This is a genomic window from Mycobacterium marseillense, from assembly GCF_010731675.1.
Taxonomy (GTDB): domain Bacteria; phylum Actinomycetota; class Actinomycetes; order Mycobacteriales; family Mycobacteriaceae; genus Mycobacterium; species Mycobacterium marseillense.
The window spans coordinates 4,137,439-4,151,342 of the sequence record NZ_AP022584.1 but is presented as its reverse complement, the minus strand read 5'-3'; the positions used below and the strand labels follow the sequence as shown (position 1 = coordinate 4,151,342).

General features: G+C 67.1%; 15 protein-coding genes. 8 read left to right on the top strand and 7 right to left on the bottom strand.

Annotated features, from left to right (window positions below; translation table 11 throughout):
• Window positions 1-15: 15 nt before the first annotated feature.
• Entirely contained in the window at window positions 16-654 is a 639-nt protein-coding gene (locus G6N26_RS19135) for a histidine phosphatase family protein (protein ID WP_067173332.1), read from the bottom strand.
• A gap of 74 nt (window positions 655-728) precedes the next feature.
• Here G6N26_RS19135 and G6N26_RS19130 point away from each other — a divergent pair, with 74 nt between their 5' ends.
• From G6N26_RS19130 to G6N26_RS19105, 6 genes are all read left to right on the top strand, one after another.
• Window positions 729-1,391: a class I SAM-dependent methyltransferase gene (locus tag G6N26_RS19130; protein ID WP_083016706.1), complete on the top strand. Its 663-nt coding sequence runs from the start codon at window positions 729-731 to the stop codon at window positions 1,389-1,391.
• 66 nt (window positions 1,392-1,457) lie between these two features.
• Window positions 1,458-2,516, top strand: a complete 1,059-nt coding sequence (locus G6N26_RS19125) for a phosphotransferase family protein (protein WP_083016708.1) — start codon at window positions 1,458-1,460, stop codon at window positions 2,514-2,516.
• 11 nt (window positions 2,517-2,527) lie between these two features.
• Window positions 2,528-3,292: an SDR family NAD(P)-dependent oxidoreductase gene (locus G6N26_RS19120; RefSeq protein ID WP_083016710.1), complete on the top strand. Its 765-nt coding sequence runs from the start codon at window positions 2,528-2,530 to the stop codon at window positions 3,290-3,292.
• A gap of 18 nt (window positions 3,293-3,310) precedes the next feature.
• Window positions 3,311-4,594, top strand: a complete 1,284-nt coding sequence (locus G6N26_RS19115; RefSeq protein ID WP_067173348.1) for an acyl-CoA dehydrogenase family protein — start codon at window positions 3,311-3,313, stop codon at window positions 4,592-4,594.
• Window positions 4,575-5,198: a TetR/AcrR family transcriptional regulator gene (locus G6N26_RS19110; RefSeq protein WP_083016712.1), complete on the top strand. Its 624-nt coding sequence runs from the start codon at window positions 4,575-4,577 to the stop codon at window positions 5,196-5,198. The genes G6N26_RS19115 and G6N26_RS19110 overlap by 20 nt, the downstream gene beginning before the upstream one ends.
• A complete protein-coding gene (locus tag G6N26_RS19105; protein ID WP_067173354.1) occupies window positions 5,198-6,169 on the top strand; it encodes an NADPH:quinone oxidoreductase family protein in 972 nt (323 codons plus the stop codon). The genes G6N26_RS19110 and G6N26_RS19105 overlap by 1 nt, the downstream gene beginning before the upstream one ends.
• Before the next feature lie 16 nt (window positions 6,170-6,185).
• Here G6N26_RS19105 and G6N26_RS19100 read toward each other — a convergent pair whose 3' ends face one another.
• Window positions 6,186-8,066 (bottom strand): alkyl/aryl-sulfatase, encoded by a 1,881-nt coding sequence (locus G6N26_RS19100; protein WP_163648940.1) that lies wholly within the window; start codon window positions 8,064-8,066, stop codon window positions 6,186-6,188.
• A gap of 163 nt (window positions 8,067-8,229) precedes the next feature.
• On the opposite strand from G6N26_RS19100, the gene G6N26_RS19095 reads away from it, so the two are divergent.
• Window positions 8,230-8,721 (top strand): lipoprotein LpqH, encoded by a 492-nt coding sequence (locus G6N26_RS19095; RefSeq protein ID WP_067173356.1) that lies wholly within the window; start codon window positions 8,230-8,232, stop codon window positions 8,719-8,721.
• Here the strand turns inward: G6N26_RS19095 and G6N26_RS19090 are convergent.
• From G6N26_RS19090 to G6N26_RS19075, 5 genes are all read right to left on the bottom strand, one after another.
• Complete coding sequence (locus G6N26_RS19090; protein ID WP_083016714.1) at window positions 8,718-10,232, bottom strand: sensor histidine kinase; 1,515 nt, start codon at window positions 10,230-10,232, stop codon at window positions 8,718-8,720. The two genes, G6N26_RS19095 and G6N26_RS19090, sit on opposite strands and share 4 nt — an antisense overlap.
• Complete coding sequence (gene tcrX, locus G6N26_RS19085) at window positions 10,210-10,914, bottom strand: two-component system response regulator TcrX (protein ID WP_008263107.1); 705 nt, start codon at window positions 10,912-10,914, stop codon at window positions 10,210-10,212. The genes G6N26_RS19090 and tcrX overlap by 23 nt, the downstream gene beginning before the upstream one ends.
• Window positions 10,915-11,067: 153 nt before the next feature.
• Complete coding sequence (locus G6N26_RS25850; protein ID WP_008263106.1) at window positions 11,068-11,223, bottom strand: DUF6131 family protein; 156 nt, start codon at window positions 11,221-11,223, stop codon at window positions 11,068-11,070.
• 22 nt (window positions 11,224-11,245) lie between these two features.
• Complete coding sequence (locus G6N26_RS19080) at window positions 11,246-11,485, bottom strand: hypothetical protein (protein ID WP_067173360.1); 240 nt, start codon at window positions 11,483-11,485, stop codon at window positions 11,246-11,248.
• A 277-nt stretch (window positions 11,486-11,762) separates the two neighbouring features.
• Window positions 11,763-12,707 (bottom strand): class I SAM-dependent methyltransferase, encoded by a 945-nt coding sequence (locus G6N26_RS19075; RefSeq protein ID WP_083016716.1) that lies wholly within the window; start codon window positions 12,705-12,707, stop codon window positions 11,763-11,765.
• Window positions 12,708-12,901: 194 nt separating this feature from the next.
• Between G6N26_RS19075 and G6N26_RS19070 the strand changes: the two genes are divergently transcribed.
• Entirely contained in the window at window positions 12,902-13,900 is a 999-nt protein-coding gene (locus tag G6N26_RS19070; protein ID WP_263644052.1) for a phosphotransferase family protein, read from the top strand.
• Window positions 13,901-13,904 lie beyond the last annotated feature (4 nt).

Genomic DNA, 13,904 nt, shown 5'->3' with positions numbered 1-13,904 from the left:
TTGCCCCCGTCCAGGTCAGGCCCTCCCGCGGCCCGCCTCGTCGTCGAGCAGCCGCTGGTTTCGCGGCAACAGATCCCAGACGTGCTCGGTGGTGTTGACCGAGGCCACCGTCGCCTGGCCGGACCGGGAGAACAACAACCGCGTGACCGACGCGTAGTCGACGGGAAAGGACAGCAGTCGCGCCGTCCCGAGGATCTCGTGCAGCAGCACGTTGATCACCCCGCCGTGGCTGAAGACCGCGACGGTGTCCTCGGGATCGGCGCTCGCCACAAGGCCGTCGACCGCGGCGCGCACCCGGGCACGAAACGCGTCTTCGTCGACAGCGCTGGGCAAATGCCCCTGGGCCAAGCGTGCCCACTCCTCCGGCATCTCCGCTCGGATCTGCTCGACGGGGATGTACACCGGCAGGTCGCGGTCGTACTCGGCGAAGCGGTCGTCGATCTCGACGGGCAGCCCCCGGTCGGCCGCGACCGGTTCGGCGGTCTGGATGGCGCGGCGCTGCGGGCTGCTCACCACCCGTGAGATAGGAAACCTGGCCAGCGCCTTGGGCAGTCGCTCGATTTGGGCCAACCCCTCTGCCGACAGGTCCGGATCGGAACCTTGGCCGTGTTCGCTGCGCAGCGGCAGCGCGTGCCGGACCAGAAGCACTTGCATATTTCTTCCTGTCGTTCGAAGGTGGCAGCGCCAGTTTCTCATCGCACCTGTGCCGCCGATCCCGAGGAGCATCGATGACCGAACCAAACCGGGATTGGGACGCCGCCTACCGGCAGGCGGCGCCGCCCCCGTGGAGCATCGGCCGGCCCCAGCCGGAGCTGGCGCGCCTCATCGATCAGTGCAAGGTCCGCAGCGAGGTGTTGGACTCCGGCTGCGGCCACGCCGCACTTTCGCTGGCGCTCGCGGCCCGCGGCTACATCGTTGTCGGGCTCGACGCGAGCGCGACCGCGGTCCAGGAGGCGGCCGCCGCGGCCGCCGAACGAGGTCTGAGCACCGCGAGCTTCGCGCAGGCCGACGTCACCAACTTCCGCGGCTATGACGGCCGCTTCGCCACCATCCTGGACAGCGGACTGTTCCACGCGCTGCCGCCCGAACGGCGCCAGGATTACGTGCAGTCCATCTTCCAGGCCGCGGCGCCCGGAGCGGCGTTGTACATCCTGGCCTTCGCCGCCGGGGCGTTGGACCAGGCCCACCCGGACCGGCCGGGCCCGCCGGGCTTCACCGAGACCGAGTTGCACGACGCCGTTTCGACGCTGTGGCAGGTCGACGACGTACGCGTGGCCAAGGTCTACGGCAACGACGACTCTTCGGACAGCTCGCTGGCGCACCTCGAACATGACCACGAGGGCCACTTCATGGCGCCCGGCTTTCTGCTGAGCGCCCACAAGTCGGGCTGAGCCCGCACACCCTTGCCACGACCGAGGAGAATGCTATTCTCCGCATGGAGATTGGGGTGTGCAGGGATGGCTGAGCACGTGACTGACGGCGAATCCGGGCTGGATGCGGACGTCCTTGCCCGATGGCTGGACGCGAACGACGCACCGGGTGGCGGCGAACGGCCGCAGCTCAATCAGCTGAAGGGCGGCTCCCAGAACACGCTCTATCTGGTGGAGCGTGGCGGGCAGCGGATGGTGCTGCGGATGCCCGGCGCCCGGGCCGACGCCGCGCGCATCGACGGGCTGCTCCGCGAGATCCGGTTGGTGCGGGCGCTGTCGGGCACCGATGTGCCGCATGCGGCGCTGATCGCCGCCGACGACACCGGCAGCGTGCTCGGCATGCCCTTCTACGTCATGCAGGCGATCGACGGGTGGAGCCCGATGGACGGCGGTTGGCCCCCGCCGTTCGACGCCGATCTCGCCGCCCGGCGCGGGCTGGCCTTCCAACTGGTCGAGGGCGCCGCCAGGCTAGGCCGGGTGGACTGGCGCGCGCAAGGGCTCGAAGGCTTCGGCCGCCCCGACGGATTCCACGAGCGCCAGGTCGATCGCTGGCTGGCGTTTCTGGACGCCTACAAAGTGCGCGAACTGCCGGGCCTCGACGAGGCCTCGGACTGGTTGCGCCGCAACCGCCCGGCGCAGTACCGGGCGGGCATCATGCATGGCGACTATCAGTTCGCCAACGTGATGTTCGCCCACGGTTCGCCGGCGCGCTTGGCAGCGATCGTGGACTGGGAGATGACGACCGTTGGCGACCCGCTGCTCGACCTGGCGTGGTGCCTGCTCGGTTATGACGGTGAAAACCCGCGCGAGGACGGGTTTTATCTCGACATGCGCGGCATGCCATCGCGCAGCGAGCTGTTGGAGCACTACGAATCCGTCAGTGGGTTGTCGACCGAGAACATCGACTACTACCTGGTGCTGGCCAACTGGAAGCTCGGCATCGTGCTAGAGAAGACGTATGCCGCCGGCGTGCGCACCGGAGACCAAAAAGGAGGGGTCGACCCGAAGATCACCGACGCGTTCGGGCCGATGATCCTTCAGCTCATCGGCACCGCCGCCGACCTCGCCCGATCGCTGACGACCTAGGGGTTGCTGAAATGGGTTATGCCGACCAGCTTTTCGATCTGACTGATCGGGTCGTCCTGATCACCGGCGGCAGCCGCGGGCTGGGACGTGAGATGGCGTTCGGGGCGGCCCGCTGCGGCGCGGACGTGGTGATCGCCAGCCGCAACATGGACAACTGCGTCTCTACGGCGAAAGAGATCGAGGTCGAGACCGGCCGAACCGCCATGCCGTATCAGGTGCACGTGGGCCGCTGGGATCAGCTCGACGGCTTGGTCGACGCGACGTACGAGCGGTTCGGCAAGGTTGACACGCTGATCAACAACGCGGGCATGTCACCGCTGTACGACAAGCTCACCGACGTGACCGAGAAGCTGTTCGATGCGGTGGTCAACCTGAATCTCAAGGGCCCCTTCCGGTTGTCGGCGCTGGTCGGCGAGCGCATGGTGGCCGCGGGCCGGGGGTCGATCATCAACGTGAGCACGGCCGGATCGCTGCGTCCGACGCCGGACATCATTCCTTACGCCGCGTCCAAGGCCGGGCTCAACGCCATGACCGAAGCGCTGGCGAAGGGCCTCGGGCCGGCGGTGCGGGTCAACACGCTGATGGCCGGGCCGTTCCTCACCGACGTGAGCAAGGCCTGGAATCTCGACCAGGCGCCCGAAAAGCCCTTCAGGCATCTCTCGCTGGAGCGCGCCGGGGATCCCCGCGAAATCGTCGGTGCCGCACTGTTTCTCGCCTCCGACGCCTCGAGCTTCACCACCGGATCGATATTGCGCGCCGACGGCGGCATTCCTTAACAGAGGCAGGAGCATTCGATGTCTTGGGACTTCTCCACCGAACCGGAGTTCGAAACGAAGCTGGAGTGGATCCGCGAGTTCGTGCGCGAGGAAGTGGAACCGCTGGAGGTGCTCTTCCCCGGCTGCGAATTCCTCCCGCTCAACGACGAGCGGCGAAAGATCGTCGACCCGCTCAAACAGCAGGTGCGCGACAAGGGTTTGTGGGCACCGCATCTGGGCCCCGAGCTCGGCGGGCAGGGCTTCGGCGCGGTCAAGCTGACGTTGATCAACGAGATCCTGGGCCGCAGCCCCTGGGCGCCGATCGTGTTCGGAACGCAAGCGCCCGACACCGGCAACGCGGAGATCATCGCCCGCTTTGGAACCCAGGAGCAGAAGGACCGCTACCTGTCGCGGCTGCTGTCCGGCGAGATCTTCTCGTGCTTCTCGATGACCGAGCCGCAAGGCGGCGCCGACCCGCGGGTGTTCACCACCCGCGCGGTCCGGGACGGCGACGAGTGGGTCATCTCCGGCCGAAAGTACTTCTCCTCCAACGCCTCCGTCGCCTCCTTCTTCATCGTCGTCGCGATCACCGATCCCGATGTGCCGGTACACACCGGCGCGTCGACGTTCCTGATTCCGGCCGGCACCGAGGGACTGGTCCTGGAGGCCAACCACCACCTGGTCGGCGCGGATCCGCACGAACCGGGCCATTCCCTGGTGCACTACAACGATGTGCGCGTGCCCGCCGACGCCCTGCTGGGCGAGCCCGGTCAGGGCTTCCTGATCCTGCAGACCCGGCTGGCCGGTGGGAGGCTGCATCACGCGATGCGGTCCATCGGGATGGCGCAGCGTGCCGTCGAGATCATGTCGCGGCGGGCGAAAAGCCGCTTCACCCAAGGCAGTCTGCTGGCCGACAAGCAACTCGTGCAGGAGTTCGTCGCCGATTCCTACACCGAGTTGATCCCGTTCCGGCTGACGGTACTGCACGCCGCCTGGCTGATCGACCAGGGCGACGAGCGCGGTGCCCGCGCGGAGATCGCGGCGTGCAAGATCCTGGCCTCGCAGGTGCTCAAATCGATTGCTCTGCGGGCCATCCAGGTGCACGGCGCGCTCGGGCTCACCGACCAGCTGCCCCTGGTCAACGTGTTGCTCGGCGGCATCGCGCTCGGCCTGGCCGACGGTCCGACCGAGGCGCACAAGGTCAACCTGGCCCGGATGCTGCTCAAGGGCTATGAGGCCGAAGAAGGTGACTGGCCCAGCGAGATGCTCGACGTGCGGCGCGCGGCCGCCCGCGACAAATACGGTGACCTCGTTGACCTCTAACAGGGTGACCGCCGCGGTCGAGCGGGCGCTCGACGACCGTCAGCGGGAGGCCACCGAGGAGGTGGAACGCATCCTGGCCGCGGCGGTGCGGGTCATGGAACGCGTGGCTCCAGAGCCACCCCGGGTCAGCGACATCGTCGCCGAGGCGGGTTCGTCGAACAAGGCGTTCTACCGCTACTTCGCCGGCAAAGACGATCTCATCCTGGCCGTCATGGAACGCGGGGTGGCGATCGTCGTGTCCTACCTCGAACACCAGATGGCCAAGGAGCCCACGCCGCACGACAAAGTCGCGCGGTGGATCGAGGGCACGCTGGCGCAGGTGGCCGACCCGCATCTGATCAGCATGACCCGAGCGGCGGCCGGACAGATGTCGGCCGGCACGAGTTGGCGCGCGGCCGACCAGGAAATGATGCGGCCGCTTCGCGAGTTGCTCGTCGAACCCGTTGCGGCACTGGGCAGTAGCGATGTCCAACGCGACGTCGAGGCGGTGTTCAGCTGCACGGCGGCGACCCTGCGCCGCTATGTGGGCTCGGCCGAGGAGCCGGCGCCCGACGACATCGCACACGTGGTGCGGTTCTGTTTACGTGGACTGGGGGCCAATTGATGCGCGCGGTGATCTGCCGTTCCTACGGCACGCCTGAGGACCTGGTGATCGACGACGTGCCCGACCCCGTCCCGGGGCCCGGCCAGCTGCTGGTGCGGGTGCGCGCGGCCGCGGTCAACTTCCCCGACGTGTTGTTCATCGCCGGCAAGTACCAGGTGAAGATCCCACCGCCGTTCGTCCCCGGCAACGAGATCGCCGGCGAAGTCGTCGCCGCCGGTGACGGAGTGTCGTTCCGCCCGGGACAGCGCGTCGCCGGGACCACCTTCGGCGCGTTCGCCGAGCAGGCGCTGCTCGACGCGAGCCAGGCCGAGCCCGTGCCCGACGACGCCGACTTCGCGTCGGCCGCCGCGTTCGGCGTGACCTACCGCACCGCCTATCACGCGCTGCGCTCGACGGCCGCTGTCACAGCGGGGGATTGGGTCGTCGTGCTCGGCGCCGCGGGCGGCGTGGGCCTGGCCGCCGTCGATCTGGCGGTGGCGATGAAAGCGCGGGTGCTGGCCGCGGCGTCGAGTCCGGAAAAGCTGGAGCTGTGCCGGCAGCGCGGCGCCGAGGCGACCGTCGACTACGACCGGGAGGATCTCAAGTCACGGATCCGTGAACTCACCGGGGACAGCGCCCGCGTCGTCCTGGACCCGGTCGGTGGATCGTATTCGGAACCGGCGCTGCGCGGGCTCGCGCGTGGCGGCACCTTTGTCACGCTGGGGTACGCGGCGGGCGCCATCCCGGCCATTCCGCTCAATCTCATTCTGCTCAAAGATATCTGCGTGCGGGGCATGGAGATTCGCACCTTCATGAGCGATTACCCCGATGACGCCGTCCGCGACCTGACGGAGTTATCGCAGATGTTCGCCGCCGGCACGGTCCGGCCGTACATCGGCGCGCGATTCCCGTTGTCCGAGACCGCGGCCGCGCTGCGACATGTCGCCGACCGCAAGGTGTTGGGCAAGGTGGTGATCGATGTCTCGCCTTAGTACCGCGCGATGCCGACTACGGCGTCACGATGTTGAAATTCGGGTCCGGCCCATCGAGCACATCGAGCAGGGCCTGCAGCGCACCCCGGTCACCGGATAGCTCCAGGCCGGGCGAGACGAAGTCGCCCACCGCCACGGCGAGCAGCCGAATCTTGTTGGCCAGCTTGACCGTAACGGACGCCGTCGCGGCGTCCGGCGCCGCCTTGCGTTGCACGAGCACCCCGTTGCGCAGGGTGAGCCGATAGCTGACCGCCGTGTCATCCAACGTGAAGTCGATGGCGATGTCGAGATCCCAGCTGCGCGGCCCGTTGACCCGGATGGCCAGGCCGTCGAAGATCTGCTCCGGTGTCAGCTGGGACAGCATGGACGACGAAGCCGTGGTCGTCGCGGTGCCGAAGTTCCCGTCGCGCAACTCCATCGCCCCGCTCAGGAAGAAGTTGCGCCAGGTCGCGTTTTCGGCGCCGTAGGCGAGTTGCTCGAGCGTGTCCGAGTACAGTGCGCGCGTGCCGGAGTGCTCGCTGTCGGTGAAGATCGCATGGTCCAATAGCGTGGCGGCCCAACGATAGTCACCGGAGTCGGACGCCTGGCGCGCAAGGTCGACGACCCGGTCGATGCCGCCCATCGCCTCGACATAGCGGGGCGCGAGCGCCTCGGGAGGGTACGGCCACAGTCGGGCCGGATTGCCGTCGAACCATCCCATGTAGCGCTGGTAGATCGCCTTGACGTTGTGGCTCACCGAGCCGTAGTAGCCGTGCGTGTGCCAGGCCTGCTCGAGTGCCGGTGGCATCTGGAACATTTCGGCGATCTCGGCGCCGGTGTATCCCTGGTTCAGCAATCGCAGCGTCTGGTCGTGCAAATAGGCATACAAGTCGCGCTGCACCGACAAAAACTCGACGATGCTGTCTTTGCCCCACGTGGGCCAATGGTGGGAGGCGAACACGACGTCGGCGCGGTCGGCAAAGGTGTCGATCGCCTCGGTGAGATAGCCCGACCAGGCATGCGGGTCGCGCACCAACGCGCCGCGCAGGGTCAGCAGGTTGTGCAGATTGTGGGTGGCGTTCTCGGCCATGCACAGCGCGCGGAAACGTGGGAAATAGAAATGCATTTCGGCGGGCGCCTCGGTTCCGGGAGCCATCTGGAACTCGATCTCCACGCCGTCGATCGTGTGTGTTTCGCCGGTGGCGCGGATGTCGATGGTGGGGACGATGACGGCGACCTCGCCAGTGGATGGCGCCTGGCCGAGCCCGCAGCCGACCTGACCCATCGGTCCGCGCGGCAACAGGGTGCCGTACATGTACGTGGCCCGCCGCGTCATCGCCGGTCCGGCATAGACGTTTTCCTGCACCGTGTGCTCGATGAAGCCCTCCGGTGCCAGCACCGCCACCGCGCCCGCATCCACGTCGGCCTGTGAGGTGACCCCGAGTACGCCACCGAAGTGATCGACGTGGCTGTGGGTATAGATCACCGCGACGACGGGCCGGTCGCCGCCACGATGGTCGCGGTAGAGCGCCAGCGCGGCCGCGGCCACCTCGGTGGAGATCAGCGGATCGATGACGATGATCCCGGTGTCGGTTTCCACGAACGTGACGTTGGAGATGTCCAGGCCGCGGACCTGGTAGATGCCCGGGACCACTTCGTAGAGGCCGTGTTTGGCGGCCAGCGCCGACTGCCGCCACAGGCTGGGGTGGACCGACGTCGGCGCGGGACCGTCCAGGAAGGCGTAGGCATCGTTGTCCCAGACGACTCGCCCGTCGGCCGCCCGAATCACGCACGGCGACAAGGCCGCAATGAATCCGCGGTCCGTGTCCCGGAAATCCTTGTCGTCCTCGAACGGCAGGGCCTGTTCGCGGTGGGCGGACTCGATGACAGGGCTCGGGGGCTTGTGATCCACCACCAATACCTTGCCATTGATGCGGCGGCCCACGAAAGAGAATTCACCGACGAAATAATGAATACAGCAACAATTTCTCGGGTTCTGGATTCTCGGTCCAGTTAACCCGCATACTGCCCCAGACGGCCCTCAATGCCGAGGGCCGCAACTATCGGGCAAAGGAGAACAGGTGAAGCGTCAATTGGCGGTCGCGGTGGCCGGAGCGGCAATTCTTGCCGCAGGCATTTCCGGCTGTTCGGGTGGTAACAAATCGGGTACGAGCACGAGCAGTTCCGCCGGTGGCTCGAGTACCAGCGCGTCGGCAAGCTCCGGCGGTGCCGCCGGTACGAAGGTCACCATCGACGGCAAGGACCAGAACGTCTCCGGTTCGGTCGTGTGCACCAACGCGGGTGGCACCATCAACATCGCGATCGGCGGCACAGCGACCGGGATCGCCGCCGTGCTCAGCGACGGCAACCCCCCGCAAGTGAAATCCGTTGGGCTGGGCAACGTCAACGGCGTGACGCTCGGTTACACCTCCGGCACCGGCCAGGGCAATGCCACCGCCAGCAAGGACGGCAACAGCTACAAGATCAGCGGCACCGCCACCGGGGTGGACATGGCCAATCCCATGCAGCCGGTGAACAAGCCATTCGAAATCAACGTGACCTGCAACAGCTAGGCCGACGCGGGCGGTTGCCATCCGTTGGGTGGCAACCGCACCGTGAACTCGGTGCGGCCTGGGGAGCTGTTGACCGCGATCGTCCCGTTGTGCGCCCTCACCACGGCCGAGACGATCGCCAGGCCGAGCCCGGTGCTGCCGCCCTTGCGTGAGCGCGACGAGTCGCCGCGGGCGAACCGTTCGAAGACCTCCGATTGCAACGCCACCGGAATGCCGGGTCCGTTATCGATCACCTGCAGCACGGTGTGTGACGGCTCGGTGCTCAACCGCGTCGTCACCACGGTGCCCGCGCCGGTGTGCACGCGGGCGTTGGCAAGCAGATTCGTCAGCACCTGGTGCAGCCGCGCCGCGTCGCCCGTGACAACCACCGGTTCTTCGGGCAGGTCGAGTTCCCACTGATGATCCGGTCCCGCGACGTGGGCGTCGTTGACCGCGTCCACCGCCAGTCGCGACAGATCGACCGACTCGCGTTCCAGCGGCCGGCCCGAATCCAGGCGGGCCAGCAGCAGCAGGTCCTCGACGAGCCGCGTCATACGCTCGGTCTCGGATGCCACCCGGCTCATCGCTTGCGCCACCGCCTCGCGGTCGTCACCCATCCGTTGCGTCAGTTCGGTATAGCCGCGGATCGCGGCGAGCGGCGTGCGCAGTTCATGGCTGGCGTCGGCGACGAACTGGCGGACGCGGGTCTCGCTGGCCTGCCGCGCCGACAGCGCCTCCGCGATGTGGTCGAGCATCCGGTTGAGCGAAGCCCCGAGCTGTCCCACCTCGGTGGCGGGGTTTGCGTCGGATTCGCGGACGCGCACAGGCAATTCGACCTCGCCGCGCGACAGTGGCAGATCGGCGACCTGGCCCGCGGTTTGGGCGACGCGACGCAACGGTGCCAGCGCCCGCCTGATGATCACGACCCCGGCGATCGTCGCGGCCGCCAGCGCGACCGCGGTGACGATCCCGAAGATGACGAGCATCCGGATCAGGGTGGCGTCGATGTTGGACATCGACAGACCGGTGACGATGATGTCGCTGCCGTTGCGGCTCGGGGCCGCCACGACGCGGTAGCGGCCCAGGCCGTCCAGGTTCAGCGTGACCGGCGCGCGGTTGCCGGCGATCTGTTCCAGCTGGGTCTGTGCGGTCGGTGTCAGGTCGTCCCGGGTGCCGCTGCTGGTCAGGTAGCCGGCGTCAACCGTCTTACCGTGGCTGACCACCGCCGCCACCATGCCCGCCGGCTGACCCGGGGCATCCAGGAACCGGGGGCCGGGGCCCGGCCTCGGATAGTAGGAGTGCTGGTGATGGTGCCAACCGGGGTGGTTCGGCTCGGGGTACATCAGTGCCGAACGGAACGAGGTCCCGGCGAGTTGGCCGTCGAGCTGCTTCACCAGGTGATGGTTCAGCGCCAGTTCGGTGACCGCGGTAATGCCGACGCACACGATCGCCAAGACGACGATCTGGCCGACCAGCAGCCGCAGCCGAAGGGACCAGACCCGTCGCGGGTCAGCGGGCCGGCTTGAGGACATAACCCGCGCCGCGCAGCGTGTGAATCATGGGATCGCGACCGTTGTCGATCTTCTTGCGCAGGTAGGAAATGTAGAGCTCGACGATGTTGGACCGGCCGCCGAAGTCGTAACTCCATACCCTGTCCAGGATTTGGGCCTTGCTCAGCACCCGCTTGGAGTTGCGCATCATGAACCGTAGCAGCTCGAATTCGGTCGAGGTCAACGAGATTGGCTCGCCGGCGCGGGTGACCTCGTGGCTGTCCTCGTCGAGCACCAGGTCCCCGACCACCAGCTGCGCGCCGCTGTCCACGGTCGTCACCCCGGTGCGCCGCAACAGCGCTCGCAACCGCAGGACGACCTCTTCGATGCTGAACGGCTTGGTGACGTAGTCGTCGCCGCCGGCGGTCAGGCCGGCGATGCGATCCTCCACCGCATCCTTGGCCGTCAGCAGCAGCACCGGCAGCTGTGGGATCTCGCCGCGCAGTTTGTGCAGGACGTCCAGGCCGCTCATGTCGGGCAGCATCACATCGAGGACGACCACGTCCGGGCGCTGGTTACGGGCGGCCGCGATGGCCGATTCCCCGTCCCCGGCGGTGGAGATGTTCCAGCCCTCGTACCGCAGCGCCATCGACACCATTTCGGCCAGGACGGGTTCGTCGTCTACGACCAGCACGTTGATGGGGTTGCCGTCTGCACGACACATAACAACCCGCTCTACAGAGGCTCGGGGCTGTGTCACAAGCTCCAGTATCCGCTGCCGACTGAGCCGTGACTATGACGAACCTATGCGCGCCCTGTGAAAAGAAACGCGCGACTGCCTGAGCAGTCGCGCGATCGCGGTGTCCGGTCGAAGCGGTTAATACCAGTAGCGGCGGCCGGCGACCGGACGGCCGATCGAACCCAAGATCCACAGGATCGCGCCGATCACCAGCAGCACGATTCCCAGCGTGGTCAGCACGGGTACGTGGAAGAAATACCCGAGAACAAGCAGGACAATTCCTAAGATAACCATTTCGACTTCCTTCGGGTGAGGGTTAGAGGTTGACCGATTGCATTGAACTTGGTTGCGGCAGATGGCAATCCGCGACTTTCGGATTGACACCGAAGTAGTTCAAGGGTCCGGCGATCACAGTCACCGCAACCGTGCCCGCGGAGGCGCATGTCGTCTGGTCGTTTTTGAAGTAATCCCGTTGCCACGCCGCGAAGGCTCCGATCAGCAACCACACCAAAGCAACCGTTCCGATGATCCCGCTGCCACGCATCGTGACCTCCATTGTGGTCGAGAAGAAGTTTTCTCGTGGACCTGAAGTTACCCATTCGACTTATGTCTAAACATGCATTGGGTTATGCGGCAGGGCTTGTCGGCACATCCCGGCACGTCAGAGGTGGTCGACGCGGCGACCGGCGACCCGCGCCGCCCACGGCCGGGAAGGGCGGGCCCGCTCGAGTCGCTCAGCTAACTCGAGGACCAGCCGTCTCGCGACATTCCCAGCCGAAATGGCATGCCTGAGCCGCTAAATTGTCAGCGGCACATTCGATCTCGGCGTCGGGTCAGCCCGCCCGCCGCTGCGCGGACACATAGAGGGTGGGCGGCATCGAATCCTCGGCTCCCTGCGGGATCCTGCGGTCATAGCGGGCCATCAACTCGGCGAACGTCGCGGTCGCGACGTCCCAGCCGCGGCCACGCAGCCAGCCGTCGACGGGCGTGCGCTCCTCCGGGTACCACAGGTCGTCGAAGTCCGTGATCTCCGCGTTGACCAACTCGGCGGCCGCGGCCCGCATGCGCCGCATGTCCTCGCGCTGGCGCTGCACACGGCCGGGGTCGGTGAAACCCGAATCGGGCACGTTGGACGCCAGCCAGCTGCCCTCGGCGCTCAGCGAATCGATCCGCTCGAACAGCAAGTCCTGGGCCTGTGCCGGCAGGTAGCGAACGAGCCCCTCGGCCGACCAGACCGCCGGTCGGGAGGCATCAAACCCCGCGTCCTGCAACGCTTTCGGCCAGTCCTGGCGCAGGTCGATCGGGACGTTGACCAGCTGCGCGGTCGGTTTGGCGCCGTGGTCGCGCAGCGTGTTGGATTTGAATTCCAGCACCTTGGGCTGGTCGAGCTCGTAGACGACGGTGCCGTCGGACCACGGGAGCCGCCAGCTGCGCGCGTCCAGTCCGGCCGCCAGGATCACCACCTGGCGAACGCCCGCGTCGGCCGCGCCCAGAAAGAACTCGTCGAAGAACGCCGTGCGGGTGGCCATGAAGTCGACCATCAGCTGCAGCCGTGCCCGCAGATCGGGCTCGATGTCGGCCGCCTTGGCCAGCAGCGCCGGGTCGACGTAGATGCTCCACATCCCCTCTCCCGCGGCGTCGACGAACACCCGCGCGAAGGGATCGTTGATCAGCGGGTTCTCGCTCTCGGTTTCCGCGGCGCGGGCTGCGGCGACACCGAGCGCGGTGGCGCCGACGCTTTGGGTGATTTCCCAGGAATCGTTGTCGGTCCGCGGCATCGCCAGTTCCCTTCCCCAGAAAGTAAGTTATGCACACTATTCTTCCAGCCGCCGCCACCGGCCGCCTCCCGTCGCCCCTGCCCTAGTCTTTTTCCCAGACGGTCCACAGGTTGCTATCCCGGACCGTGCGATACGCGCCACACCCGAAGGGCTGACAAGTGGACTCCGTGAATCTGGAAGCCGTAGCGGACTGGATGTCTGGGCAGGGGCTCGGCGAGGGCCCGCTGGAAGACGTCTCCAACGTCACCGGCGGAACGCAGAACGTCATGCTGCGGTTCAGCAGGGCCGGCCGGCCCTACGTGTTGCGGCGCGGGCCGCGGCACCTGCGTCCGCGCAGCAACAGCGTGATCCTGCGGGAAACGAAAGTCCTTGCGGCGCTGGCGGGTTCCGATGTGCCCCATCCGCACCTGATCGCCGTCTGCGAGGATCCCGCCGTCCTGGGCGACGCGGTGTTCTACCTGATGGATCCCGTCGACGGATTCAACGCCGGCGAGGGTCTGCCGTCTTTGCATGCGGGCGATGCGAAGGTCCGCCATGGCATGGGGCTGTCGATGGCCGATGCGTTGGCCAAGCTCGGTGCCGTCGACCATGTCTCCGTCGGCCTCGCCGAATTCGGCAAGCCGGAGGGCTTCTTGGAGCGCCAGGTGCCGCGCTGGCTTTCCGAACTCGAGTCCTACAACGACTACGACGGATATCCCGGGCCGCAGATCCCCGGCATCGAGGAGGTGTCCACCTGGCTGGACCGGCACCGGCCGGCGCACTGGACGCCGGGCATCATGCACGGCGACTACCACGCGGCCAACGTGATGTTCTCCCGCACGGGGCCCGAGGTGGTTGCGATCGTCGACTGGGAGATGTGCACGATCGGCGATCCGCTGCTGGACCTCGGCTGGCTGCTGGCCACCTGGCGCCAGCCCGACGGGTCCAGCGTGTTCAGCCACGCCCTGGGCGGGCAGGACGGATTGGCCAGCACCGACGAGCTGTTCCAGCGGTACGCCGCCAACACGACCCGCGACCTGTCACACCTCACCTGGTACACGGTGCTGGCCTGCTTCAAGCTCGGGATCGTGATCGAGGGGACGCTGGCCCGGGCCTGCGCGGGCAAGGCGGAGAAGGAGGTCGGCGACCAATTGCACGCCGCCACCGTGCATCTGTTCGAGCGGGCGCTGCGCCTCATCGACAACGAGGGCTGACCCA